The sequence below is a fragment of the Burkholderia sp. YHN3-13 genome (genome assembly GCF_055810675.1).
The window spans coordinates 159,314-185,922 of record NZ_JBVVNQ010000006.1 but is presented as its reverse complement, the minus strand read 5'-3'; the positions used below and the strand labels follow the sequence as shown (position 1 = coordinate 185,922).

Annotated in this window: 20 protein-coding genes; 5 read left to right on the top strand and 15 right to left on the bottom strand. The window is 69.3% G+C overall.

The features are described from left to right. The first annotated feature begins 53 nt into the window (after window positions 1-53). Window positions 54-3,626, top strand: a complete 3,573-nt coding sequence (locus AC0KUR_RS16565; protein ID WP_473376183.1) for an indolepyruvate ferredoxin oxidoreductase family protein — start codon at window positions 54-56, stop codon at window positions 3,624-3,626. Between the two features lie 96 nt (window positions 3,627-3,722). Here the strand turns inward: AC0KUR_RS16565 and AC0KUR_RS16560 are convergent, their stop codons facing one another. Next, complete coding sequence (locus AC0KUR_RS16560; RefSeq protein ID WP_034189152.1) at window positions 3,723-5,390, bottom strand: Na+/H+ antiporter; 1,668 nt, start codon at window positions 5,388-5,390, stop codon at window positions 3,723-3,725. 283 nt (window positions 5,391-5,673) lie between these two features. Here AC0KUR_RS16560 and AC0KUR_RS16555 point away from each other — a divergent pair, with 283 nt between their 5' ends. From AC0KUR_RS16555 to AC0KUR_RS16545, 3 genes are all read left to right on the top strand, one after another. Beyond that, a complete protein-coding gene (locus AC0KUR_RS16555; RefSeq protein WP_034189153.1) occupies window positions 5,674-6,960 on the top strand; it encodes a sensor domain-containing phosphodiesterase in 1,287 nt (428 codons plus the stop codon). 122 nt (window positions 6,961-7,082) lie between these two features. Then, window positions 7,083-7,808 (top strand): copper homeostasis protein CutC, encoded by a 726-nt coding sequence (locus AC0KUR_RS16550; protein ID WP_059558851.1) that lies wholly within the window; start codon window positions 7,083-7,085, stop codon window positions 7,806-7,808. Between the two features lie 50 nt (window positions 7,809-7,858). Continuing rightward, window positions 7,859-8,935 carry a suppressor of fused domain protein gene (locus AC0KUR_RS16545; RefSeq protein ID WP_059558849.1) on the top strand — a complete coding sequence of 359 codons (1,077 nt, stop codon included), beginning with the start codon at window positions 7,859-7,861 and terminating at the stop codon, window positions 8,933-8,935. Between the two features lie 62 nt (window positions 8,936-8,997). Here the strand turns inward: AC0KUR_RS16545 and bioB are convergent, their stop codons facing one another. The 9 genes from bioB to aceK all read right to left on the bottom strand — a co-directional run bounded on the left by bioB (window position 8,998) and on the right by aceK (window position 19,059). Beyond that, window positions 8,998-10,017 (bottom strand): biotin synthase BioB, encoded by a 1,020-nt coding sequence (gene bioB / locus AC0KUR_RS16540; protein ID WP_034189156.1) that lies wholly within the window; start codon window positions 10,015-10,017, stop codon window positions 8,998-9,000. A gap of 41 nt (window positions 10,018-10,058) precedes the next feature. Next, window positions 10,059-10,781, bottom strand: coding sequence for a dethiobiotin synthase (gene bioD / locus AC0KUR_RS16535; protein WP_034189157.1), 723 nt, complete (start codon window positions 10,779-10,781; stop codon window positions 10,059-10,061). Then, complete coding sequence (gene bioF, locus AC0KUR_RS16530; RefSeq protein ID WP_226229378.1) at window positions 10,778-11,962, bottom strand: 8-amino-7-oxononanoate synthase; 1,185 nt, start codon at window positions 11,960-11,962, stop codon at window positions 10,778-10,780. Before bioF ends, bioD begins: the two co-directional genes overlap by 4 nt. Further along, window positions 11,959-13,305: an adenosylmethionine--8-amino-7-oxononanoate transaminase gene (gene bioA / locus AC0KUR_RS16525; protein WP_473376182.1), complete on the bottom strand. Its 1,347-nt coding sequence runs from the start codon at window positions 13,303-13,305 to the stop codon at window positions 11,959-11,961. Before bioA ends, bioF begins: the two co-directional genes overlap by 4 nt. A gap of 468 nt (window positions 13,306-13,773) precedes the next feature. Then, window positions 13,774-15,039 (bottom strand): dienelactone hydrolase family protein, encoded by a 1,266-nt coding sequence (locus tag AC0KUR_RS16520; protein ID WP_034189160.1) that lies wholly within the window; start codon window positions 15,037-15,039, stop codon window positions 13,774-13,776. Between the two features lie 106 nt (window positions 15,040-15,145). Further along, complete coding sequence (locus AC0KUR_RS16515; RefSeq protein WP_034189161.1) at window positions 15,146-15,583, bottom strand: YchJ family protein; 438 nt, start codon at window positions 15,581-15,583, stop codon at window positions 15,146-15,148. Window positions 15,584-15,622: 39 nt separating this feature from the next. After that, on the bottom strand, window positions 15,623-16,300 hold the full coding sequence (locus tag AC0KUR_RS16510) for an SDR family oxidoreductase (protein ID WP_034189162.1): 678 nt from the start codon (window positions 16,298-16,300) through the stop codon (window positions 15,623-15,625). Between the two features lie 102 nt (window positions 16,301-16,402). After that, a complete protein-coding gene (gene can / locus AC0KUR_RS16505) occupies window positions 16,403-17,173 on the bottom strand; it encodes a carbonate dehydratase (protein ID WP_034189163.1) in 771 nt (256 codons plus the stop codon). Window positions 17,174-17,241: 68 nt separating this feature from the next. Further along, entirely contained in the window at window positions 17,242-19,059 is a 1,818-nt protein-coding gene (aceK, locus tag AC0KUR_RS16500; protein ID WP_034189164.1) for a bifunctional isocitrate dehydrogenase kinase/phosphatase, read from the bottom strand. 304 nt (window positions 19,060-19,363) lie between these two features. On the opposite strand from aceK, the gene AC0KUR_RS16495 reads away from it, so the two are divergent. Further along, on the top strand, window positions 19,364-20,443 hold the full coding sequence (locus tag AC0KUR_RS16495; RefSeq protein ID WP_034189165.1) for an MBL fold metallo-hydrolase: 1,080 nt from the start codon (window positions 19,364-19,366) through the stop codon (window positions 20,441-20,443). Window positions 20,444-20,459: 16 nt separating this feature from the next. Here AC0KUR_RS16495 and AC0KUR_RS16490 read toward each other — a convergent pair whose 3' ends face one another. From AC0KUR_RS16490 to AC0KUR_RS16470, 5 genes are all read right to left on the bottom strand, one after another. Continuing rightward, complete coding sequence (locus tag AC0KUR_RS16490) at window positions 20,460-22,103, bottom strand: ABC-F family ATP-binding cassette domain-containing protein (RefSeq protein ID WP_059558838.1); 1,644 nt, start codon at window positions 22,101-22,103, stop codon at window positions 20,460-20,462. 191 nt (window positions 22,104-22,294) lie between these two features. After that, window positions 22,295-23,890, bottom strand: coding sequence for an ABC transporter substrate-binding protein (locus tag AC0KUR_RS16485; protein ID WP_034189167.1), 1,596 nt, complete (start codon window positions 23,888-23,890; stop codon window positions 22,295-22,297). A 323-nt stretch (window positions 23,891-24,213) separates the two neighbouring features. Next, on the bottom strand, window positions 24,214-24,987 hold the full coding sequence (locus tag AC0KUR_RS16480; protein ID WP_226229372.1) for an SDR family oxidoreductase: 774 nt from the start codon (window positions 24,985-24,987) through the stop codon (window positions 24,214-24,216). Between the two features lie 19 nt (window positions 24,988-25,006). Then, the gene (locus AC0KUR_RS16475) at window positions 25,007-25,645 is read right to left on the bottom strand and encodes a thiol:disulfide interchange protein DsbA/DsbL (protein WP_034189169.1); all 639 of its coding nucleotides are present in this window, start codon (window positions 25,643-25,645) and stop codon (window positions 25,007-25,009) included. 70 nt (window positions 25,646-25,715) lie between these two features. After that, complete coding sequence (locus AC0KUR_RS16470) at window positions 25,716-26,603, bottom strand: SPOR domain-containing protein (protein WP_049032406.1); 888 nt, start codon at window positions 26,601-26,603, stop codon at window positions 25,716-25,718. Between the last annotated feature and the right edge of the window lie 6 nt (window positions 26,604-26,609).

Here is a 26,609-nt window from a genome sequence, read left to right as displayed (position 1 = left end):
CGCCCGATGGCCCGCCGCGCAGCCCAGAACAGCACAATCCGGAGACTTCCCCCATGACTGCCCGCCTGCCCGTCGACGGCACGCCTACCCTGTCCGACTACCGACTGACCGACAACCTGACCGCGACGCGCGGCCGGATCTTCCTGACCGGCACGCAGGCGCTGATCCGCCTGCTGCTGATGCAGCGCACGGTCGATACCGAACAGGGCCTCAACACGGCCGGCTTCGTCAGCGGCTATCGCGGCTCGCCGCTCGGGATGGTCGACCAACAGCTGTGGAAGGCGAAGAAACTGCTCGACGCAAGCAGCGTGCGCTTCCTGCCGGCCATCAACGAGGAACTCGGCGGCACGGCCGTGCTCGGCACGCAGCGCGTCGAAGCCGATCCCGAGCGCACGGTCGAGGGCGTGTATGCGATGTGGTACGGCAAGGGCCCGGGCGTCGATCGCGCCGGCGACGCGCTGAAGCACGGCAACGCGTACGGTTCGTCGCCGCACGGCGGCGTGCTGGTCGTCGCGGGCGACGATCACGGCTGCGTGTCGTCGTCGATGCCGCACCAGAGCGACTTCGCGATGATCGCGTGGCACATGCCGGTCGTGAACCCGGCGAATATCGCCGACATGCTCGAGTTCGGCCTGTACGGCTGGGCGCTGTCGCGCTACTCGGGCGCGTGGGTCGGCTTCAAGGCGATCTCGGAAACGGTCGAGTCGGGCTCGACGGTCGACCTCGATGCACTGCAGACGCGGTGGCCGGCGCCGGCCGGCTTCACGCCGCCGGCGGGCGGGCTGCACAACCGCTGGCCCGACCTGCCGAGCCTGACGATCGAGGCGCGTCTCGCCGCGAAGCTCGACGCGGTGCGCCATTTCGCGCGCACCAACAGCATCGACAAGTGGATCGCGCCGAGCGCGCACGCGAACGTCGGCATCGTCACCTGCGGCAAGGCGCACCTCGACCTGATGGAAGCGCTGCGCCGTCTCGACCTGACGGTCGCCGATCTCGACGCGGCCGGCGTGCGGATCTACAAGGTCGGCCTGTCGTATCCGCTCGAGATGACGCGCGTCGAGACCTTCGTCGACGGGCTCGACGAAGTGCTCGTGATCGAGGAGAAAGGCCCGGTCATCGAGCAGCAGATCAAGGACTACCTGTACAACCGCGCCGAAGGCGCGCGCCCGCGCGTGCTCGGCAAGCACGACGCCGCCGGCGCGTGCCTGCTGTCCGAGCTCGGCGAGCTGCGCCCGTCGCGCATCCTGCCGGTGTTCGCCGACTGGCTCGCGCGCCACAAGCCGGCGCTCGACCGGCGCGAGCGCGTCGTCGATCTGGTCGCGCCGCAGATCCTGTCGAACGAGGCCGACGCGGTGAAGCGCACGCCGTACTTCTGCTCGGGCTGTCCGCACAACACGTCGACGAAGGTGCCGGAAGGCTCGATCGCGCAGGCCGGCATCGGCTGCCACTTCATGGCGTCGTGGATGGAGCGCGACACGACGGGGCTGATCCAGATGGGCGGCGAGGGCGTCGACTGGGCCGCGCACGCGATGTTCACGAACACGAAGCACGTGTTCCAGAACCTCGGCGACGGCACCTACTTCCACTCGGGCATCCTCGCGATCCGCCAGGCAGTCGCCGCGAAAGCGAACATCACGTACAAGATCCTCTACAACGACGCGGTCGCGATGACGGGCGGCCAGCCGGTCGACGGCAGCATCTCGGTGCCGCAGATCGCGCGCCAGGTCGAGGCCGAAGGCGTGTCGCGCTTCGTCGTCGTGTCCGACGAGCCGGAGAAGTACGACGGCCATCACGGACAGTTCCCGACGGGCACGACCTTCCATCACCGCAGCGAGCTCGACACGGTGCAGCGCGAGCTGCGCGAGACGCCGGGCGTCACCGTGCTGATCTACGACCAGACCTGCGCGGCCGAGAAGCGCCGCCGCCGCAAGAAAGGCGAATTCCCCGACCCGGACAAGCGCCTGTTCATCAACGACGCGGTGTGCGAAGGCTGCGGCGACTGCGGCGTGCAGTCGAACTGCCTGTCGGTCGAGCCGCTCGAGACGCCGCTCGGCCGCAAGCGCCGCATCGACCAGTCGTCGTGCAACAAGGACTATTCGTGCGTGAACGGCTTCTGCCCGAGCTTCGTGACGGTCGAAGGCGCGGCGCTGAAGAAGGCGGCCGGCGCCGCGTTCGACGAAGCGGCGCTCGCCGCGCGCGTCGACGGGCTGCCGGTGCCGGCGACGCATCTCGACGCGGCGCCGTTCGACATGCTCGTGACGGGCGTGGGCGGCACGGGCGTCGTGACGGTCGGCGCGCTGATCAGCATGGCCGCGCACCTCGAAGGCAAGAGCGCATCGGTGCTCGACTTCATGGGCTTCGCGCAGAAGGGCGGCTCGGTGCTGTCGTTCGTGCGGATCGCATCCAGCGACCGGTGGCTGAACCAGGTGCGCATCGACACGCAGCAGGCCGACGTGCTGCTCGCCTGCGACATGGTCGTCGGCGCGAGCGCGGAAGCGCTGCAGACGGTGCGTCACGAGCGCACGCAGATCGTCGTCAACACGCACCGGATCCCGAACGCGTCGTTCGTGCGGAACCCGGATGCGAACCTGCATGCGGATGCGCTGCTCGAGAAGATGCATCACGCGGCCGGCGACGGCTACCTGTCGAGCTGCGACGCGCAGGCGCTCGCCGCGAAGTTCCTCGGCGATTCGATCGGCGCGAACATCCTGATGCTCGGTTACGCGTGGCAGCTCGGCCTCGTGCCGGTGTCGCTCGCCGCGATGATGCGCGCGATCGAGCTGAACAACGTCGCGGTGCCGATGAACAAGCTCGCGTTCTCGATCGGCCGGATGGCGGCCGGCGACGCGGCGGGCCTCGACGCGTTGTGGAACGCGCGTCACACGGTAGCCGTGCATGCGGCGCCCGAGACGCTCGCCGGGCTGATCGCCGATCGCGAAGCGCGTCTCGACGCCTACGGCGGCGCGCGTTACGTCGAACGCTACCGTGCGCTCGTGAACGCCGCCCGCGCGAAGGGCGACGACGCGCTGACGCGCGCGGTCGCGACGACGTTCTACCGGCTGCTCGCGGTAAAGGACGAATACGAAGTCGCGCGGCTGTACACGGACGATGCGTTCCGTACCGCGCTCGAGGCGCAGTTCGAAGGCGTGCCGGGGCAGGCGTACCGCGTGAAGTTCAACCTCGCGCCGCCGACGGTCGCGAAGGCCGGCCGCGACGGCAGCGCGCCGAAGAAGCGCGTGTTCGGCCAGTGGATGTGGCCGGTGTTCGGCATGCTGGCGCGCGTGCGCAGCCTGCGCGGCACCTGGCTCGACCCGTTCGGCCGCACCGTCGAGCGCAAGATGGAGCGCGCGCTGGCCGACGACTACGAGACGACGCTCGCGCGTGCGTTCGCCGCGATGACGGCCGGCAATGCGGCGCAGGTCGTGCAACTGGCCGACCTGCACGCCCGCGTGCGCGGCTTCGGTCACGTGAAGGTGCGCAACCTGGCCGGCGTGAAGCGCGCGGAGCGCGAGCTCGCGCTGCAGCTCGGCATCGATGCGGCGACGAGCGCGGCCGTGCAGCACGCGCTCGACGAGATGAAGGGCGCGGGGATGCTGAAGGGGATTCCGGTCGTCGTCGCGAAGTAACGCGAACGTGTGGGGAAGTGAAAACGGCGATGCCTGGGCGTCGCCGTTTTTTCATGCGTCCCGACCGTTGTGCGCGGGCCGTTTCCGGCCCGTCAGTCAGAGGATGCCTTTCTTGCGCGTCGACAGCGCGGTTTCCGACAGGTCGATCTCGCGGATCAGCTTCGTCAGCGTCTCGTCGGAAATCTTGCTGTCGCTGCGCAGCCGGTACAGCGCGGAGCGCTCCGCGCGCACGGCCGCGATCCGCATCTGCAGCTCCATCGTTTCGGCCTGCTTCGCTTCCGCGCGCGGCGTGGGGCCGTCCTCGGCCAGCGCGGAGAGCCGGCGGCGGTACTGGTCCATCACGCGTGCGGAGATGTCCGCGCAGCGCGCGGCGCCCGATTCGTCGAGACCGGCCGAGATCGCATCGTGCGACGAATCGATCGCGCGGATCGCGGCCTGCGCGGCGGCCGCGCGCGCGGTGCGCTCCTCGTCGCCGAGCGGGTTGCGCGTCGAGCGCACGCCGCGCAACAGCAGCGGCAGGCCGATCACCGCGACGATCAGCGAGCCGAGGATCACGGCCGACGCGACGAAGATCGCTGTGTCGCGCCCCGGCAGCGGCGCGCCGTCGGACAGCGCGACCGGGATCGACAGCACGCCCGCGAGCGTGACCGCGCCGCGCACGCCGCCGACCGTCATCACCGCGATCGTGCGCACGCCGGCCATCGTGCCCGCGAGGCCCTGGCGCGCGGCGCGGCGGCTCGCGAACCAGCGCAGCAGCCAGACCCACAGGAAGCGGATCGCATACAGCGCGAGCATCATCGCGCACACGTTGAAGATCATCCGGCCGACCAGCGCGTCGCTCGTGTGGTGCGCATCGACGAGCGCGCGGCCGATGATGTGCGGCAACTGCAGCCCGAGCATGATGAACACCATGCCGTTGAACACGAACTCGATCATCGCCCACGTGCTTTCGGCACGCACGCGCGACGCGACCGTGCTTTTGCGCGAGAAGCTCGTGTAATTCATCATCATCCCCGCCGACACGGCCGCGAGCACGCCCGACAGATCGAGATGCTCGGCGAACAGGTAGGCCGCGAACGGCACGAGCAGCGTCATCACGATGCCGGGGGCCGGATCGCCTTCCTGCTCGGCGTTCAGGAAACGCGTCGACAGCGCACTGAACACCCATGACACGATCGCGCCCGTCGCGAGGCCGCCGGCGGCGACGATCACGAACGTGACCGACGCGGCGCGCAGCGAGAACACGCCGGTCAGCGCGGCCGCGATCGCGAACTTCAGCGCGACGAGGCCCGACGCGTCGTTCATCAGCGCCTCGCCTTCGAGGATGTGCATCAGTTGCGGCGGGATCCGGCCCTTGCCGGCGATGCCGGACAACGCGACCGCGTCGGTCGGCGACAGCACGGCCGCGAGCGCGAACGCGATCGGCAGCGGCAACTCGGGAATCAGCCAATGCGCGAAGTAGCCCACTGCGAGTACCGTCATGAACACGAGCCCGAACGCGAGCATCAGGATCGCGCGGCGCTGCAGGTACAGCTCGCGTTTCGGAATCCGCCAGCCGTCCGCGAACAGCAGCGGCGGAATGAACAGCAGCATGAAGATTTCGGGGTCGAACGTCACGTGCAGGTTCAGTTTCGGCCATGCGAGCAGCGCGCCGAACGCGATCTGCATCAGCGGCAGCGGCAGTTGCAAAGGCAGGTTGCGCGTGACGGCGCCGGACAGCGCAACGGTCAGCAGCAGAATCAGGACTGTGAAGACGATTTCCATCGATACGGCGAATACGGGGAATGAAACGATCGTACGGAGTGTAGCGTGCCGACGTGACGGCTGCGCTCGAGCGGCCGGTGCGCGCGCACGAAGATGGTGCGTCGGGCGTGTGCCAAGGTGGTGCGATGGCCCGGCGCAGCCGCATGGCATATGGGTTGTCGGCGCCTTGCACGGAGCTTGCTTGAAGGTGGCAGCCGCCCGGCTTCGATCGGGCAACCGAGGGTCCAACCATGACATTGCACGTACTGTCCGCTTCGTCGGACGGCGCGACCAGGAGGAAGGCATGACGATCGTTCAACAGGAGCGTCCGTCCGCCGCGTCGCCGTACCGGTTCGAGCGGGAGATGAGTTCCGGCTTCGAACGTCTGGCCACGCAGCATCACGACCTGACGCTGACGACCGTATTCCAGCCGATATTCAGCTTGTCGCACCAGCGCGCGGTCGGCTACGAGGCGCTGTTGCGCGCGCACGATGCGCTCGACCGCGCGGTGTCGCCGCTCGACGTGTTCGGCGAAGCCGCCCGCCGGGGCGAGCTGCTGCAGCTCGACCGGCTCGCGCAGGCGCTGCATCTCGAGAACTTCGCGCTGCTCGGCGCCGAGCGCGAATGGCTGTTTCTCAACGTCCATCCGGGCGTGCTGACCGATCCGTTCCAGGCGGCCGCGCTGCTCGCGAACCTGAAACGGCTCGGCATGCCGCCGCGCCGCATCGTGCTCGAAGTGCTCGAGCAGCGCGCGGAAGACGTCGAGCGCCTCGCGGAGGCCGTGCGTGAATTCCGCACGCATGGCTTCCTGATCGCGCTCGACGATTTCGGCGCCGGTCATTCGAACCTCGAACGGATCTGGCAGCTGAACCCGGACATCGTGAAGCTCGACCGGATCATGCTGTCGCACGCGGCACACCGCACCGGGCTCACCGCGATCCTGCACGGGCTCGTCACGTTGCTGCACGAGGCCGGCAAGCTCGTGCTCGTCGAGGGGATCGAGACCGAGCACGAGGCGCAGATCGCGCTGTCGTGCGAGGCCGATTTCGTGCAGGGCTACTACTTCGGGCGCCCGGCGCCGGGGCTGCCGGACAGCGCGACCGCGACGGGCTGCATCGGCGAGCTGACCGAGCGCTTCCGTCAGCAGACCGAAGCGCGCGAGCGGCGCGACGCGCAGCGGCTCGCGCCGTATCTGCGCGCGTTCGAGCGGGCGGCCGAGCGTCTCGCGGCCGGCGAGCCGCTCGACGAGGTGTGCTGGAACTTCCTCGCGCTCGACGCGGCCGCGCGCTGCTTCCTGCTCGACGCGCACGGCCGCCAGTCGGGACGCAACGTCGTGCTGCGCGCCGATCGCGCGCTGAGCGAGGCGCGCTTCTCGCCGCTGGCCGACGCGCAGGGCGCGAACTGGCTGCGTCGCCCGTATTTCCGTTCGGCGATCGCCGAGCCGGGACGCGTGCAGGTTACGCGGCCGTACCTGTCGATCAACGAGGCGCAGCCGTGCGTGACGCTGTCGGTGGCCGTGCGCGTCGGCGATGCGCAGCGCGTGCTGTGCGGCGATATCGACTGGGTCGACGACGAAGCGGACGCCGGCTAGCACCGCCCGGATCGCATGCGGCGATCGGGGCGCGGCGGCGCGGGACGGCCGCCGTCACGCTGGCGTCCGTCCCGCGGCTCGGCTAGGATGCGCGAATTGTCCAGACGATTCGCGGGCCGCCCATGAACCGACATGCCGCTTCTTCCGTGCTTCTCGAAGTGATCGCCACGACCGTCGGCGATGCAAGGGCCGCCGCCCGCGCGGGCGCCGACCGCCTCGAACTCGTGACCGCGATCACCGAAGGCGGGCTGACGCCGAGCGTCGGCCTGATCGAGGCCGTCGTGGCCGCCGTGCCGATTCCCGTCAACGTGATCGTGCGACCGCACAGCCGGTCGTTCGTCTATGACGCCGACGATCTGCGCGTGATCGAGCGCGACGTGCGCGCGGCCGTCGCGGCCGGCGCGAACGGTGTCGTGTTCGGCGCGCTCGACGCGCGCGGCGACGTCGATCTCGAGGCGCTGGCCCGCATCGCGGCCGCCGCGGACGGCCGGGCGCTCACGTTCCACCGTGCCTTCGACGTCGCACGCGATCTCAACGCCGCGTTCGACGCGCTGCTGCGCGTGCCGGCCGTCACGTCCGTGCTGACGTCGGGCGGCCATCCGTCGGTGCTCGATGCCGTCGCGACGATCACGCGGCTGGTGCGGCAGGCCGCCGGTTCGACCTGCACGGTGCTGGCCGGCTCGGGGCTCACGATCGACGCGGTCGGCGATTTCGTTCGCGCGACCGGCGTGCGCGCGGTGCATTTCGGCTCGGGTGTGCGGCCGCGCGGCGAGGTGCTGGCGCCCGTCGACGAACAGCGCGTCGGGCGCGTGCGCGCGGCGCTCGACGGCGCGACGTCGCACGTGTGACGCGCGCGGCGGCACCACGCACCAGAACACGCATCGAGGGCGAGGGCCACATGACCGACGCAACCCACGACACACCGGACGACGCCGCCCCCGGCTGGGACGCGATCGACGGCGCGCTGGCCCGCCTTTATCCGGGCCAGGCGCCGAAGCACTACGGCACGCTGGTCAAGTGGCGGCTCGGCGGCCCCGACCCGCTCGACGGGATCAGCGTGTGGAAGCGCGCGGCGCCCGTGCCGCACTGGCACTTCGTCACGTACGGGCTGAGCGAGCTGTACGAGAAGGCGTCCGACGATCCGGCCGTCAGCGGCTTCGGGTTCGAGCTGACGATGCGCGTCGCGTGCGCGGCCGGCGACGACGAGCCGCCGCGCTGGGTGTTCAGCTTCCTGCAGAATCTCGCGCGCTACGTGTTCGAGAGCGGCAATGCGTTCGACGATGGCCACTGGATGACGGCCAACGGCCCGATCGCGCTCGATACCGGCACGGCGCTCTGCTCGATGGGTTTCGCGTTCGATCCGGAACTGCCGGCGATCGACACGCCGCACGGCCGTCTCGCGTTCCTGCAGGTCGTCGGGCTCACGCTCGACGAAGAGCGCGCCGCGAAGCGCTGGCGCACGCGCGCGCTGCTCGACGCGCTGCTGCCGCACATACCGCTCTGGGTGACCGATCTCGGCCGCGCGTCGCTGCTCGAACGGGCGGACGTGCGCGAGCAGGTCGATGCCGGCACGCAGCGCGACGGCTCGGCGAGCGGCTATCTGTTCACCGACGTGCTCGGATGGGGCACGCGCAAGCGGCTGCTGCGCGCGCCCGTGATCGAGATCACCGTCGGCGCACGGCAGGTCGAGGAACTCGTCGCGTTGCTGCCGTTGCGGTTGCCGTTCGACCGGCCGTTTCGCCTGGTCGGCCATGACGGCGCGGTGCGATTCGTGCGCGCCGACGCGAACGGCGTGACCGACGAAGACGGCACGCTGACGCTGCGCCTGACCGACGCGACGGTGCGGGCGCTGGCGCGCACGCTGAAGCCGCGCGCCGGCGAGTATGCGATCGACGGGCTCGACGGCGTGCGCTGGCGCGTGGAAAAGACGGTGATCCGCGACGCGAACGGCAACCCGGTGCAGACCATCGGATGAAAAAAAACCGGGGCGTGCCCCGGTTGTTTCGTCGGCGAACCCGGCCCGCCGGCCGAGGTCGCTTACGCGCTGGCCGACATCGCGTCCGCGTCGCTCGCGCGGATGCCGAGGCGCTCGAACAGCGCGCGGTCCTTCTGCGATTGCGGATTGCTGGTCGTCAGCAGCTGGTCGCCGTAGAACATCGAGTTCGCGCCGGCGAGGAAGCACAACGCCTGCAGCCCGTCGTCGAGCTGCTCGCGGCCGGCCGACAGGCGCACGACGGCCTTCGGCATCGTGATGCGCGCGACCGCGATGGTCCGCACGAACTCGAACGGATCGAGCGGCGCGGTGCCTTCGAGCGGCGTGCCTTCGATCGCGACGAGGTTGTTGATCGGCACCGAATCCGGATACGGGTTCAGGTTCGCGAGCTGCGAGATCAGGCCCGCGCGCTCGCGGCGCGATTCGCCCATCCCGATGATGCCGCCGCAGCACACGTTGATGCCGGCGTCGCGCACGCGGTCGAGCGTGTCGAGGCGGTCCTGGTACGTGCGCGTCGAGATCACCTGGCCGTAGAACTCCGGCGACGTGTCGAGGTTGTGGTTGTAGTAGTCGAGGCCGGCGTTCGCGAGCTGCTGCGCCTGTTCGTCCTCGAGCATGCCGAGCGTCATGCAGGTCTCGAGGCCGAGTTCCTTCACGCCGCGCACCATCTCGGTCAGCGCCGGCATGTGGCGTTCCTTCGGATTGCGCCATGCGGCGCCCATGCAGAAGCGGCTCGCGCCGTTCGCCTTCGCGGCGCGCGCGGCGTCGAGCACCGCGTCGACGTCCATCAGCTTCTCGGCCTTCAGGCCCGTGTCGTGATGCGACGATTGCGAGCAGTAGCCGCAGTCTTCCTCGCAGCCGCCCGTCTTGATCGACAGCAGCGTCGACAGCTGCACCGCGTTCGCGTCGAAATGTTCGCGATGCACTTGCTGCGCGCGGAAGATCAGGTCGTTGAACGGCAGCGCGAACAGCGCGACGACGTCGGCGACGCGCCAGCGCTGCGGGGCCGGTGCGGCCACGGGAATCGCGTCGGGTTGCACGGCGGCGGTCTGGGCTTGGGTCATTTCGGTTTCCTGTCCTGGGCGGGAATGGGGATTCGGTTGGGTCAACGCCGCGCGGTGCGCAGCGACTCGACGAGCGCGTCGATGTCGAGCATCGCCGCGGCGGATTCGGGCGCGGCCGGCGCCATGTACGGAATGCGGCCGATGAGCGGGGCGCGATGCTCGCGGGCGAGCCAGTCGCGCAGCGTCGCGACGTTCTCGTCCGGGAACGACATCGCCGGGTCGACATGATTCGCGACCCAGCCCGCGAGCGCGAGGCCGCGCTGGCGAATCGCGTCTGCCGTCAGCAGCGCGTGGCTGATGCAGCCGAGCCGCACGCCGACCACCATCACGACCGGTACGCCGAGCGCGACCGCGAGGTCGGCCATGTCGCGTGTGTCGGTGAGCGGCACCCGAAAGCCGCCGGCGCCTTCGACGACGACGATGTCCGCGCGCGTCAGCGCCTCGCGATGGCACGCGACGATCGTGTCGATGTCGAGCGTCACGCCTTCCCGCGCGGCGACGATGTGCGGCGCGGCCGGCGCCTTCAGCAGGAACGGCGTGCGCAGCTCGGGCGGCAGCACGACGTTCGCGGCCGCATCGAGCTGGTCGGCGTCCTCGTTGCGCCAGACGCCGTCGCGTTCGTACGCGCCGGCCGCGACGGGCTTCAGCGCGGCCGCGCGCAGGCCGCGCCGCGCGAAGCCGTGCAGCATCGCGGCCGAGACGAAGGTCTTGCCGATCTCGGTGTCGGTGCCGGTGACGAACAGGGAGAGCGGGGCGGGGTTCATGCGGCTTCCTCGCTGGCCTGGATCAACGCGGCTTCGAGCCGCGCGAGATCGTCGAACGAATGCGCGGCCGACAGCGACACGCGCAGCCGCGACGTGCCGGCCGGCACGGTCGGCGGCCGGATCGCGGGCACCCACAGGCCGTGCGCGTCGAGCGCGCGCATCGCCGTGAGCGTCGCGTCGTTGCTGCCGATCACGAGCGGCTGCACGGCCGTATGCGAATCGACCGGCTGCCAGCGCGTGTTGCGCAGCAGCGCGCGGGTGCGGTCGATCAGCGCGGCGAGGTGCGCGCGTCGCGCGTCGCCTTCGTCGCCCGCGATGACCTTCAGGCTGGCCGATACCGCATGCGCGACGGCCGGCGGCGCGGCCGTCGTGAAGATGTAGCTGCGCGCGCGCTGGATCAGCCATTCGATCACGGTTTCATGCGCGATCACGAACGCGCCCGCGACGCCGGCCGCCTTGCCGAGCGTGCCGACGTACACGAGATGCGGCGAACGCAGCGCGGCGGCGGCCAGGGCGCCGCGGCCCTGCGGGCCGAGCACGCCGAAGCCGTGCGCATCGTCGACGACGAGCCACGCGCCGTGGCGTTCGGCCAGCGCGACGAGTTCGGCGAGCGGCGCGAGATCGCCGTCCATGCTGAACACGGTATCGCTGACGATCAGTTTCGTTTCGGCATCCGAGGCGTCGAGCAGCGCGGCGAGCGCGGCCGTATCCGCGTGCGGATAGACCTGCACGTTCGCGCGCGACAGCCGCATGCCGTCGATCAGCGATGCGTGGTTCAGCGCGTCGGAGAAGATCGTCGCGCCCTGGCGGGCGAGCGCCGTCATCGCGGCGAGGTTCGCCATGTAGCCGGTGCTGAAGTACAGCGCGCGCGGTGCATCCGAGAAGCCGCCCGCGAAGCCCGCGAGTTCGTCCTCGAGCGTCGCGTGCGCGCGCGAATGGCCGCCGAGCAGGTGCGAGCCGCCGCTGCCGGAGCCGTAGCGCCGCGCGCCTTCGGCGAACGCGGCGACGAGCGCCGGATGCGCGGCGAGGCCGAGGTAGTCGTTGCTCGCGAAGCCGACGATCTCGCGGCCGTTCACGGTCATGCGTGCGTCGCACGCGGTGTCGGCGATGCGGCGCACGCGGCGCAGCCCTTGCGCGTCGAGATCGGCGAGGCCGCGTTGCAGGGTGTCGAGCAGGCTCATCGGCCGATGTCCTCCAGCGTCGCGTCGAGCGTGTCGCGCGTGCGCTGCGCGAGCCACGCGATGTCGTCGTCGCTCATCACGTACGGCGGCATCAGGTACACGGTCGTGCCGATCGGGCGCAGCAGCAGCTCGCGCGCCAGCGCGTGTTCGAAGAAGCGCCGCGAGAAGCCGCGCGCCGCGTCGCCGTCGAGCGCGACGTCGAATGCGAACAGCGTGCCGCGCTCGCGCAGGTGGCGCACCCGCGGATGCGCGTCGAGCGGCGCCAGCGCCGCGCGCAGCGCCGCCGATTTGCGGATGTTTTGCGCGAGCACGTCGTCGCGCGTGAACAGGTCGAGCGTCGCGACCGCCGCGCGGCACGCGAGCGGGTTGCCGGTGTACGAGTGCGAGTGCAGGAAGCCGCGGGTCGTGTCGTCGTCGTAGAACGCCGCGTACACGTCGTCGCGCGTGAGCACGAGCGACAGCGGCAGGTAGCCGCCGCTGATGCCTTTCGACAGGCACATGAAATCGGGCCAGACGCCGGCCTGCTCGCACGCGAAGAAGGTGCCCGTGCGGCCGCAGCCGACCGCGATCTCGTCGGCGATCAGGTGCACGCCGAATTCGTCGCAGAGGGCGCGCAGCCCGCGCACGTACGACGGATCGTGCATCGCCATGCCGGCCGCGCACTGCACGAGCGGCTCGACGATCAGCGCGGCGATGCGCTCGCCGCGTTCGACGAACAGGCGCCGCACGTCCGCGAGCGCGCGGCCCGCGACGTCGGCGGCCGTTTCTCCCGGCAGCGCGCCGCGTGCATCGGGCGATGCGACGACGTGCGCATGGCGGATCAGCGGATCGTACGCATCCTTGAACAGCGCGACGTCGGTCACGCCGAGCGCGCCGATCGTCTCGCCGTGATAGCTGTTCGCGACGCAGACGAATTCCTGCTTGTTCGCGCGGCCGCGGTTGCGCCACGCATGGAAGCTCATCTTCAGCGCGATCTCGACGGCCGACGCGCCGTCCGACGCGAAGAATGCATGGCCGAGCGTGCGCGCGGTGAGCGCGTGCAGCCGTTCGGCGAGCTCGATCGCGGGCTCGTGCGTGCAGCCGGCGAGCATCGCGTGCTCGAGCGTGTCGAGCTGGTCCTTCAGCGCCGCGTTGATGTCCGGGTTTGCATGGCCGAACAGGTTGACCCACCACGAGCTGATCGCGTCGAAGTAACGGCGGCCGTCACGGTCGTACAGCCACACGCCCGCGCCGCGCGCGACGGGGACGAGCGGCAGGCGCTCGTGATGCTTCATCTGGGTGCAGGGATGCCAGACCGCGCGCAGGCTGCGCGCGACCCAGTCGTCGGTGGCTGGCGTACTCAAGGCGACTCCGGGGGGTAAAACGGCCGCGCGGCATCGACGGATGCCGCGCGGCGGAACACGAAACGCGGTGAGATTAGCGTGTTCCGCCGGACGTTGCACTAGCGGTTACAAACCCCGCAAAGCCTTGCCGGGCGGGAGTTCGGCGCAGTTCGGGGGGGCTCGGAACCGAACGCGGCGGATGCGGGAAAATGACCGTAGATGACGACGTTCGAGTGAGCCCCCCTGACAGAAAAAAATCGCGGGCCGCGCGCCGGCATGACCGGGAAAAACGGGGATCGAAGACCGGCGCGAGGGGGCGGCGTGACGCCACGCACGCGAGGCGGCGGCCGAATGGTCTACGGAATCAGCGGCGAACAGGGGCGGCCGGCAGGGCAGGCGGGGCGGCATGCCGCATGGCCGCGAGCAGGGGCAACGCGGAAGGAGGTGCCGGATCGGGCGGAACGGGCGCGGCGGACGATCCGCCGCGCGTCAGCGCGAAGCGAGTGCGTGCGTATCGGCGTCGCGCGTGTTGGCGTCGCCGTTGTCGGCCGTCTGCGTCGTGTTCCACACGACCCGGTCGTTGACCGCATACAGCCGGCACGCGCCCGCGCCCTGCTTCGCGCAGTTGTCGAGCGCGAGCGCCATCGGGTCGTCGCCGCCTTCCGCCCACGACCACGCGCCTTCCGACGAGACCGCGAACGCGCGGCTCGGATGCTGGTTCAGGAAGCGGCGATAGCCTTCGCGGCCGGCTTCGTCGACATACGGCACCGCGTTGACCGCATCGATCGACGCATAACCGGTGGCCTTCGGCTCGTGCGGGTTCGCGACCGCGTAGCGCACCGAGGTCGGCAGGTTCAGTTCCGCGAGGAACGCATGCACGGCCGGCCACCACACGGGCACGCCGTCGCGATCGACGATCAGCCGGTGCGCGTCGTCCTTGTAGCGGCCGAAATCGATGAACAGCGCCTGGGTGCCGTGCGACACGTACGCGTCGTGCATCTGCGCGACGAGTGCGGGCGTCCAGACCGAATCGTTGTCGCCGTACAGCCACAGCGAGCGCACGGCCGTGTGCGCGCCGTACTGGTCGAACGCATCGACGAGGTTGCGCTGCCAGCCGTCGCACAGGTCCTGGCGCAGCCCGCCCGAGAAGTTGATGATGCCGCGCACGCCCGGCGCGGCTTCGGTGCCGTACGCGACCGAGGCGAGGCCGCCGTGCGACGTGCCGGCGACGACGATGCGCGACGCATCGACGTACGGCTGGTGCGACATGTAGCGCACCGTCGCGTCGACGTCGGCGGCCTGCGCGAGGCCGTTCTTGCCGACGTTGCAGCCTTCCTGCTGGTACGTGCCGCCCGAGCCGGCGAAGCCCTGGCGGTTCGGCGCGATCACCGCATAGCCGCGGCGCACGAATTCGCGCGCGAACGCGAGCGGCCGGCTGCGCGGCTGCAGATGCAGATCGCCGGTGTTCTTGCCGTGGTTGAAGACGACGAGCGGGAACGGGCCGGGGCCGTCCGGCTTGAAGAGCGTCGCCTCGAGCGTGACGGCGCCCGAAGCGTCGGCCGGGATGCGGAGAATCTGTTCGTTGAGATCGGCCGCGACCTGCGGCAGGTTCGAGTCGCCGTAATCGAAGCGCTCGGCATGGGCGAGCGAGCCGCTCGCGCCCGCACCCGGCGTTGCGTTCGGCAGCGCACCGGCCTGAGCGGCCGACAGCGCGCCGGCCGCCATCCATCCCACCAATACCTTGCTGAACGCCATTCGTAAGCCCTGCCATGCAACATGACCAATTCGAGGTCATCCTAGCCCGACAAAATCGGGTTGTGCAATGCGGGAATTACCCGGCGTCTGACACAGCAACTATTTGTCAGCGATCACTTACTTCGCCGTCGACGTAACGCCAGAAACCGTGCTCGTCGCGCTCGAAACGGCTCGTCTCGTGGAGCCGGTGAGCGCGCCCGCCGACCTTGTAGCGGGCCACGAATTCGACCTCCGCGTGGCGTTCGTCGAGCGGCGCATGGCGTTTGACCGCGAGGCCGAGCCAGCGCGGCGCGTCGGGGGCGTCGGGGTCGGTATCGAGATCGGGCGGGCAGGTGCGCGCGGCCCAGGTTGCGCGCAGGTAGTCGGTCGCGCCGAGTACGTACGCGCTGTACCGCGAGCGCATCAACTCGAGCGCGGTCGGCGCGGCCTCGCCGCCGTCGATGAAGCGGCCGCAGCATGCCGCATAGCGCGGCGCCGGCGCTTTGCCGGCGGGCGCGGGGGACGCGCCGCCGCACGGGCACGCGTCAGGTCGGTTCAAAATCATGCGAAACGGGAATTAACGACGTTCGGTTGTCGGTTCGGCTCACCAGCTCAGCTCGATGCCGTCGTACTGGAAGAAGCGGCCGTTGGCCTGCGACACGTCCGCACCGGATTCCGCGATCACGCGGCGCATGCCGGTCACGCTCGTTTCCGGGTCGATCGCGGCCTGCGCGCCGCCCATGTCGGTGCGCACCCAGCCGGGGTGCAGCGAGATGCACGCGGCATGGCGCGTCTGCAGCGACGCGATGCGCAGCGCATCGTTCAGCGCGGCCTTGCTCGCGCGGTACAGCCAGCCGGTCGTGCCGGTCGCCTCGGCGATGCTGCCCATCCGGCTCGACACGACCGCCAGCACGCCGCGCGCGTCCTCGACGAGCGGCAGCAGGATCGGCAGCAACTGCATCGGCCCGCGCACGTTCGTATGCATCACCGCGTCGAAATCCTCGGCCGTGATCGTCTCGACGCCTTCGGTGCGCGGCCCGTACACGCCCGACACGAGCACGGCCGCATCGAGCCGTTCGCCGTCGAGCTTCCAGCCGAGCGCCGCGATCTGCTCGGGCCGCGCGATGTCGAGCGCATGCGCGTGCGCGCCGAGCGCGCGCAGCGCGTCGAGCGACGCTTCGTCGCGCGCGGTCGCGATCACGTTCCAGCCGTCGCGCCGGTACTGCCGGACGAATTCGCGGCCGAGGCCGCGCGATGCGCCGACGATCAATACGGTTTTCATGCCCGTCGCTCCTTTCCTGGGCGCCGCCTGGGCGGTGCCGGTGTCAGATCCGTTCGAAATGGGTCGCGGCCGCGTGACGGCGGCCGCCACGCGCATGCCGCGTTACTGCGCGTCGTCGCACGGCTTCAGCGTGGCGGCGACCGCCTGCGCGACGCCTTCGAGCCGCCGCGCGGCGTCCGCCGCGATCATGTCGTTGTCCGGCGCATGGTTGCCGCCGGCGGTGAGCGCGGCCACGCAGCGCTTGTAGGTCTCGTCGAGCGCGTCGAAGTTCGACACGGCCATCCCGAGGTTGCGCATCCGGCCGTCGTGCACGCCGTACACGAGCCCGTGCACGGTGAGCGACTGGCCGCGGGCCCACGCGTCGTTGACGATCGTCGTGCGGCATACGTTGACGACCTGCTCGATCGCGTTCAGCTCGATCAGGCGGCGATAGCGCGCTTCGCCGACCGGCCAGTCCTCGAGCAGCGCCGCGTGGCGCTCGCGCACGTCCTGCACGTGATGCAGCCAGTTGTCCGCGAGGCCGACGCGCCGGTTGAGCAGCGCCGCGTTCACGCCGGAGCAGCCGTAGTGGCCGACGACCATGATGTGCTTCACGCGCAGGATGTCGACCGCGAACTGGATCACCGACAGGCAGTTCAGGTCGCTGTGCACGACGACGTTCGCGATGTTGCGGTGCACGAACACTTCGCCCGGCGGCAGGCCGATGATCTGGTTCGCGGGCACGCGCGAATCCGAGCAGCCGATCCACAGGTACTCCGGCGCCTGCTGGTCGGCGAGGCGCGCGAAGAATTGCGGATCGTCCTCGAGCTTGCGCTTGACCCAGGCTTCGTTGTTGTCGAACAGATGTGAGAGCGGATTGTCTGGGGTATTCATCGGTGTGGATTCCGTTGACGGAAATCGGATCGATATCGGATCGATCGGCAGGTTCGGTGTCCGCGGCGTCAGGCGGCGCGCTGCGCGTCGCCTTCGCCGTCGTTCTGGTCCGTCGCGCCGAAGCGCGCGGGGTAGCGCACGTTGAAGCGCAGCGCTGCGTCGTACGGATAAAAATCGGGCAATTCGCCCTGCATCAGGCGGTCCTTGCTCGCCTGCCACAGCGCGGGATCGAAGAAGTCCGCGTGGTGCTTCATGAACACGTCGCGCACGCGCGGGTCGCCGAGCAGGAACGGTCCGTAGGTCTCCGGAAAGATGTCGTGCGGGCCGACGGTATACCACGGTTCGCCGGACAGCTCGTCTTCCTCGTTGCGCGGCGGCGGCACGCGGCGCACGTTGCAGTCGGTCAGGTACTCGATCTCGTCGTAGTCGTAGAACACGACGCGGCCGTGGCGCGTGACGCCGAAGTTCTTGTACAGCATGTCGCCCGGGAAGATGTTCGCCTTCATCAGCTCCTTCACCGCATTGCCGTATTCCTTCACGCCGTGCTCGACGTCCGCGTCGCTGCCGTTCTGCAGGTACAGGTTCAGCGGCGTCATCCGGCGCTCGATGTACAGGTGCTTGATCACGAGGTTGTCGTCCTCGTATTCGAGCAGCGACGGCACTTCCTTCTCGAGCTCGCGCACGAGCGCGTGGTCGAGCCGCGCGAGCGGCAGCGCGACGCTCGAATACTCGAGCGTGTCGGCCATCCGCCCGAGGCGGTCGTGGCGCTTCACGAGCTGGTACTTCTCCATGATCTGCGCGCGCGTCGTTTCCTTCGGCGGCGGGAAGTGGTCCTTGATGATCTTGAACACGTACGGGAACGACGGCAGCGTGAACACGAGCATCACGAGGCCCTTGATCCCGGGCGCGATGATGAAGCGGTCGCTCGAATGCGACAGGTGGTGCAGCAGGTCGCGGTAGAACAGGTTCTTGCCCTGCTTCTGCAGGCCGACCGACGTGTAGATCTCGGCCTTCGGCTTGCCCGGCATGATCGTGCACAGGAAGTCGACGTACGCGGACGGCACGCCCATGTCGACGAGGAAGTACGAGTGCGAGAAGCTGAAGATGATCTGCAACTGGTCGCGGCGCAGCAGCACCGTGTCGAGCGCGAGCAGGCCCGGCCGCACGTGGCGGATCGGCACCGCGAACGGCAGCACGCGGTCGGCGTTGATGATGCGGCCGATGATGTACGCGCTCTTGTTGCGGAAGAACAGCGACGACAGCACGTGGATCTGGAAATTCGGCGCCGCGTCGAAGTGGCCGAATTCGTCGTCGATCGCCTGCATCACGCAGCCGATGTCGCGCGGGAGATCCTCGAACGCCGGTTCGAGCTGGAAGTTCGTGACGACGCGCTCGAGCGTGGCGGCGAGCCCGTCGGTGCCCGGATAGTACGCGCGGTAGGTCGGTTTCGCGGCCGGCTCGTCGTTCTCGAGATACTCGGTCGAGATCGCCGGGCGCACGAAGATGAAATCGTTGCTGAAGTACGACCGGTGCAGGATCTTGCAGCACACCGAATTGAAGAAGGTTTCCGCGCACTCGGGCTGGCGGTGCGACGTGAGCAGGCCGATGTAGTGCAGCTTGATCTGCTGCCACACTTCGTCGTCGATGTTCTCCGCGTCGTATTCGTCTTCCAGCAGCTCGACGCATTCCTGCACGCGCTCGTCATATGACGTGATCCGCTCGCGTGCGAGCCGCTGCAGCCCGTGCCAGTCGGAATGCTCGAACAGCGTCTTCGCCTCGACCGCCGCTTCGCGGAAGATCCGGTAATGGCGATCGAAGTATTCGAGCATCGTCTGCGCGACGTCGAAACCGATCTGCGACGACAGCAGTTTGGGGAAGTGATTCATCGCGTGCAGGCTCGTTCGGGAGGGGCTGTAAGCACTCGCCATTTTAGCGCCCAAGTCGGCGTTTCAATGACTTTTGGGGTGACGCGCCAACGGCGTCCAATCGGCGCGTTGTTCGCCGTTGCGTGCCGTTCGGTGCATCTTCGCGTAAAGATACGGGTACGGAACCGATTCTGGCACGAACTTTTTTTGACCGCCCGGCCGCCGCCGGGCACGCGTTCCGCACGACGGCGATAGAATCGACGCACCGCCCGCCGTGCCCGCCGCCGGCGGGCATTCGCACCGATAACGACGAGACGCCCCACCGATGAACGCACTGGAACACCAACTCGACTATCCCTTCGCCGACACGCTGCCTGCCGCGGGCGACACGTTCGAGGTCGCGCCCGGCGTGCGCTGGCTGCGCATGCCGCTGCCGTTCTCGCTCGACCACATCAATCTCTGGCTGCTGCGCGACGAGATCGACGGGCAGCAAGGCTGGACGATCGTCGATTGCGGGATCTCGTCGGACGCGATCCGCGCGCACTGGGAGCAGATCTTCGACACGCATCTCGACGGCCTGCCGGTGCTGCGCGTGCTGGTCACGCACTGCCACCCCGATCACTTCGGCCTCGCGAACTGGTTGTGCGAAGGCGGCGACCAGGGCCGCTGGAACGTGCGGCTGTGGATGACGCTCGGCGAATACATGTTCGGCTGCCTGATGGCGGCCGGCAACGGCTCGAACGCGGGCGGCGCGGCCGCCGCCGATCACTTCGCGCGCCACGGGCTGACCGATCCCGCCGCGCTCGACAAGCTGCGCAACCGCCGCGGCTACTACTCGGATCTCGTGCCGGCCGTGCCGCCGCGCTACCGCCGCCTGCGCGAAGGCGACGCGGTCGGGATCGGGGCGCGCACGTGGCGCGTCGTCACCGGCTTCGGCCATTCGCCTGAACATTGCGCGCTGCACAGCGAAGCGGACGGCGTGCTGATTTCCGGCGACATGGTGCTGCCGCGCATCTCGACGAACGTGTCGGTGTTCGACCTCGAGCCGGAAGGGAACCCGCTCGCGCTGTACCTGCAGTCGCTCGGCCGCTACGAGACGATGGCGGCCGACACGCTCGTGCTGCCGTCGCACGGCAAGCCGTTCCGCGGCGTGCGCACGCGCATCGCGCAGCTGCGCGAACACCACGATGCGCGGCTCGCCGAAGTGCGGGTCGCGTGTGCGGAAAAGCCGACGAGCGCGGCCGACATCGTGCCGATCATGTTCCGCCGCCGCGAGCTCGACATCCACCAGATGACGTTCGCGCTCGGCGAGGCCCTCGCGCACCTGAACCTGCTGTGGCTCGCGGGCGAGCTCGTGCGCGAGCAGGGCGACGACGGCGTGCTGCGGTTCCGCGCCGCCGGCTGAGCGCGCTTCGTCGTCCTTACACGACGGGTTCGTAGCGCCACCCGTCGCGATGCCATTGCATCGTGTGCGTCGGCTCGAGCGCGGCGAGAAACGCGCCGTCGTGCGACGCCACCACGATTGCGCCGGGGAAACCGGCCAGCGCGGCTTCGATCGCACGCACCGATTCGAGATCGAGGTGATTGGTCGGCTCGTCGAGCAGCAACAGCTGCGCGGGCGTGCCGCGCCACAACGCACAGGCGAGCGCGGCCTTCAGCCGTTCGCCGCCGCTCAGCTGCCGGGCGGGCTGCGTCGCGCGCGTTGCATCGAGCTGCAACAACGCGAGACGGCTGCGCAGGTCGCCTTCGGCGAGCGGTGTATCGAGCAGCCCCAACTGCTCGACGATCGAATGCTCGGGGTCGAGCAGCGCGAGCCGCTGGTCGAGATAGGCGGCGCTGACGTGTGTCGTGCAGGCACCTGAGCGCGGTTCGAGTTCGCCCGCGAGCATCCTCAGCAAGGTCGATTTGCCGCAGCCGTTCGGGCCCGTCAGCGCGACGCGCACGGGGCCGCTCGCGGACCACGTGATTTCGCCGGTGCCGCCCGCGACGCGCCACGGCGGTTGCGCACGGTCGAGCGTGAACAGCTGGCGGCGCGCGCTGACCTCGGTACCCGGCAGCGATACGAGCACGGGGGCATCTTCTTCGACGCGCGCGGCCGCTTCCTGCACGCGTTCGTCGAGCGTCGCCTTGAAGTCGCCCTGCTGACGCCGGACGGCCCCCATGATGTTGCGCGCCGCCCCCTTGCGGCTTTGCTTCGCCCCCGACGACAGGTTCGCCGTCTTCGCGTCGCGCAGCGATGCGGCCGCGTGACGCTGGATCGTGTCGTGTTCCTGTTCGAGCCTGCGCCGTACGCGCCCGCGCTCGGTGCGTGCATGGTCGAGCGCCGCTTGGGCAGCCTGCTGCGCCGCGTCGCGCTGCGCGCGGTAGAGCGCGTAGTTGCCGCCATACGAGCGCGCACCGTGCGGCGTCAGCTCGACGATGCGCTGCACGCCGGCGAGCAGCGCACGATCGTGGCTGACGATGACGACGCCGCCGCGCCAGCCGTCGAGCGCCGCGCGCAGCCACGCGCGGCCCGGCGCGTCGAGATGGTTGGTCGGTTCGTCGAGCACGAGCAGGCCGGCGCCGGACAGCAGCGCGCCGGTCAGCGCGACGCGTGCGCGCTGGCCGCCGCTCAGCGCATGAGCGGGCGTGTCGGGGCGCACGTCGCGCAGGCCCGCCGCATCGAGCGCCGTGCGCAGCCGCTCCGCGAGATCCCAGCGATCGCCGATCAAGTCGAAATCTTGAGGCTCCGCGCGGCCGTGCGCGAGACGCGCGAGCGCGCCGAGCGGCACATCGAGCGCGGCGACCTGCGCGACGGTTCGCGGGCCGGCGGCGGCGAGCGCGTCGTGCTGCTGCGCGACGTAGACGACGGGCGTGTGCCGCTCGATGGTCCCCGCGCTCGGCGCGCGGCGCCCCGCGATCAGTTGCGCGAGCAGGCTCTTGCCGACGCCGTTGCGGCCGACGATGCCGGTCGGCGTGCGATCGATGGTCAGGTCGAGCGAATCGAACAGCGTGACGCCGTCGTCGAAGCGGAAGGAAACGTGATGAAGCGCGACGAGCGCGCCGGCGGGCGTGGCTGCAGCCATGAGCACCTCCAAAAATGCGTGAAGACCTTCGCGCGCGGCGTGCGTGGCACGGGCGGCGAAAACATTTCGGGAAGGCTTAGTGGTTCACTTTGGCTGGCGTCCGGTAGGAGGAACAGGCGCGCAGTGTAGCAAGCGGCGCGCGCGGGTCGCAAGCGAGCGGCGCAGGGCCGTCGCTTGCGCGCCACGCGCGGTTACTGCACGGCCACCGTCGTGAAGTTCTGGCGTCCGAACGGACTCACGTGATAACCGCCCACGTTCGTGCGCGTGAGCGCGGCGGCCGTCGGGTAGCCGAGCGGGATCCACAGCGCCTGGTCGTGGATGATCTTCTGCGCCGATTCGTACAGCTTCGCGCGCTTCGCCTGATCGGCCGTCGACTTGCCGTCGGCGATCAGCTTGTCGAGCTGCGCGTCGCAGAAGCGCGCGAAGTTGATGCCCGACTTCACTGCATTGCAGCTGAACAGCGGCGACAGGTAGTTGTCCGGATCGCCGTTGTCGCCGGCCCAGCCCATGAACAGCATGTCGTGCTGGCCGAGCTTCGCCTGCTTGATCAGCTCGCCCCACTCGATCACCTTCACGTCGGCCTTCACGCCGATCTTCGCGAGGTCGGCCTGCAGCAGTTCCGCGCCGACCTTCGGGTTCGGGTTCAGCACGCTGCCGGTCGGGCGCGTCCAGATCGTCGTCGAGAAGCCGTTCGGGAAGCCGGCCTGCGCGAGCAGCTGCTTCGCCTTCGCGGGATCGTACGGATACGGCGCGACATCCTTCGCATAGCTCCACGTGTTCGGCGGGTACGGGTTGTTCGCGGCCGTCGCGGTGTTGTCGAACACGACCTTCAGGTAGGTCGCGCGGTCGAACGCGAGGTTCAGCGCCTCGCGCACCTTGTCGTTGTCGAGCGGCTTCTTCTGCGTGTTCAGCGCGACGAACGCGGTCATGAACGCGGGCGTCTGCACGACCTTCAGCGCGCTGTCGCCCTTCGCGGCGAGCACGTCCTGCGGCTTCGGCGACAGCGCGATCTGGCATTCGCCGGCCTTCACCTTCTGCAGCCGCACCGACGGGTCCGGCGTGATCGCATAGATCAGCCGGTCGACCTTCGGCTTCGTGCCCCAGTACGTCGGGTTCACGTCGTAGCGGATCAGCGCGTCCTTCGTATAGCTCTTCAGCACGAACGGGCCGGTGCCGACCGGCTTCGCGTTCAGGTCGGCCTGCTTGCCGGCCTTCAGCAACTGGTCCGCGTATTCGGCCGAATAGATCGACGCGAAGCCCATCGTCAGGATCGGCACGAACGTCGCGTTCGGCTCGTTCAGCACGAACTTCACGGTGCTGTCGTCGACTTTCGTGACCGACTTCACGAGCTTCACGAGGCCCATCGACTGCGCGTGCGGGAAGCCGCTCGCGCCGGCCACCTTGTGCCACGGGTTCGAATCGTCGAGCATCCGCGTGAACGTGAACACGACGTCGTCCGCGTTCAGCGCGCGGCCCGGCTTGAAATAGTCGGTGGTCTGGAACGCGACGTTCGGGCGCAGGTGGAACGTGTATGTGAGGCCGTCGGCGCTCGCTTCCCATTTGTCGGCGAGCGCGGGCACGACCTTCTTCGCGGCTTCGTCGTAGGACACGAGCGTGTTGAAGATCACGTCGGCCGATGCGTTGGTCGTGACGAGCGAGTTGTACTGCACGACGTCGAAGCCGTCCGGGCTCGATTCCGTGCAGACGGTGAGCGGCTTGGCGGCGGCGAGGCCGGGGGCGGCGAGGGCGGCGGCAACGGCGGCCGCCGCGAACAGCTTGACGTGCATAGGATCTCCCACGTGGCTTGTGTTTTTTGCTGGGTGACGGATGCGGGCGCGGCCCGGAAGCGGGCAGGGCCGGCGCGGCTGGCGAATAGCATACCGTCAAAGCGCGCGACGCGTGAAAAAAGGCGCCGGAACGCGGCGAATTGACCGAAAAACGGCTGCGTTCGCGACGGAACGGGTGTTGATGCGGCGCAGGCGCGGGGGGGACGGGCGGACGGCGAAGCGGACGGGCGCGGCGAGGGCGCCTCGGAAGGTGACGCGGAACCGACGCGTCGATGGCGACGATACGGCCCGGCGCACGTCGCGCGGGCCGCGCCGACGCCTCGTCAGTGCGCGCCGGCCTTCGGCTTGCGCGGCGCCTTTTCGAACAGGCGGTCGTACAGCCAGCGCGGCAGCACGTGCAGCACCTTCGCGACGACGCCCATCTGCCACGGAATCACGCGGAACGCGTGCTGCCGCGCGATCGCGCGCGCCGCGCGTGCGGCGAAGCGGTCGGCGTCCATCAGGAACGGCATCCGGTACGGGTTGTGCGCGGTCATCGGCGTGCGGATGTAGCCGGGCGCGATCGTCACGACGCCGACGCCGGCCGGGCGCAATTCGACGCGCAGCGATTCGAGATACTTGATCGCGGCCGATTTCGACGCGCTGTACGCGCCGGAGCCCGGCAGGCCGCGCACGCCGGCGACACTCGCGACGCCGACCAGCGTGCCGTGGCGGGCGGCCGTCATCGGGCCGACGAACGGCTCGAACGTCGCGACCATCCCGTAGTAGTTGATGTCCATCACGTCGCGGAACGTCGCGAGGTCGCCCTGGCCCGTGACGGCGCCCTGGCTGATGCCCGCGTTCGCGATCACGACGTCGGGGCAGCCATGCGTCGCGACGAACGACGCGGCGGCCGTCGCGAGCGCGTCGGCGTCGCGCACGTCGGCGGAATAGACGGAGATGGACAGCTTGGGGAAGCGCCGCGCGAACGCATCGAGGGCATCGGTGCGCCGCGCGACGAGGGCGAGCGTGGCGCCCTGGCGGGCGTATTCCTCGGCCATCGCGAGGCCGAGGCCGCTCGACGCACCGGTGATGAAGACCTTCAGCGGAGTAGTCATGCCGGTGCGCGGACGGGGATCAGAGCTTCTTGTCCTGAACCTGCTTCACGAGGAAGTCGAGCACCTGGGCCGTGCCCGGGATGCTGTTCGTGTAGGCGGGGCCCGTCTTGTACTTGCCCTGGACGACGACCGTCGGCACGCCGTCGATCGCGTAGTCCTTCAGCAGCTTGGCCGACTGGTTCACCTCGCCCTGCACGCTGAACGAGTTGTACGCGTCCATGAACTGCTTCTTGTCGACGCCTTGCGTGGCCAGGAAGTCGGCCTGCGCCTGCGGCGTCAGCAGGTAGTTCTTCTGCTTGTGGATCGCGTTGAAGATCGCCGGCGTGACCTTCTCGGCGATGCCGAGCGCGGACACCGCGTAGAACAGTTTCGAGTGCGGAACGAAGTCGTCGCGGAACGCGACCGGCACGCGCTTGAAGTCGATGTTGTTGCCCTGTTTCTTCACCCAGGCCTCGATCGTCGGCTCGAATTCGTAGCAGTGCGGGCAGCCGTACCAGAAGAACTCGATCACCTCGACCTTGCCGGCCGGCGCGGACGCCGGCTGCGGCGACTTCATCACCTCGAAGTCCTTGCCGGCGACCGGCGCGGCGGGCGAAGCGTGGACGAGGCCGGCGGCCAGGCCCAGGGACAGAAGGAGCGTGCTAAGCAGTTTTTTCATGTTGTGAACGTCGAATCAGTTGCTCGGGTTACGGAACGTAACGGGTTCTGCGTGGGCTCGGCCGGTTGGCTTACTGCTTCGTGAAGCGGATCACAGCCGTGTCGACACCTGCGTCGGACAGGCGCTGACGGGCCGAGTTCATATCCTCGAACTTCGAGAACGGGCCGACGCGCACGCGGAAATAGGTCACGCCGCTGACGTCGCGCTTCGACACCTTCGACTCGAAGCCCTGGAAGCCGAGGCGCGCGCGCTGCTGCTCGGCGTCGCCTTCGGTCTTGTACGCGCCCACTTGCAGGAAGTAGCCGGTGTTCGCGTCGTTCGCGGTCGGCGGCTTCGCGGCCGCGGCGGCGGCAGCCGACGACGTCGGCTTCGGCGTGTTCGCGGCCAGCTGCTGTTGCTGCTTTTGCGCGGCGGCCTGCTGCGCCTGCTTCTGCGCGGCGAAGCGTGCGAGGTCGTCCTCGCCGCCTTGCTGCTGTTGCTGCGCCTGTTGCGTCTTCTTCGGCGGCGGCGTGGTGTCGGCCGGCTTCGGTGCGACGGCGACGCCGTTGCCCGACGACGTATTGTTCGATGCCGCGGTGTTGTTCGAACCGCTGGTGCCGTTCGGGTTGCCCGACGGCGGCACCTCGACGATCTGCGGCTCGGGCAGCAGGCCGCCCTGGGTCTGATTCGCGGCCTGGCCGGGCGCGGTGTTCGGCGGTGCGGGCTGCGCGGCCTGCGGCACCGGCTGGCCGGGCGTCTTGCCCTGCAGCGCGCGGTTCGGGTCGAACTGCTGCGGCTGGCTCGCGCCGTTGTCGGCCGGCGGCGGCGCGACCTTCGACACGAACGGAGACGGCGAACGCGTGATGTAGAGCGCCACCACCACGGCGATCGCCAGGCCGACGATCAGGCCCAGCACGATTCCAAGAAATGTCCCTCCGGCTTGTTTCGATTGCTTCGAAGTTCGGCGTGGTTGTGCCATTGCTTG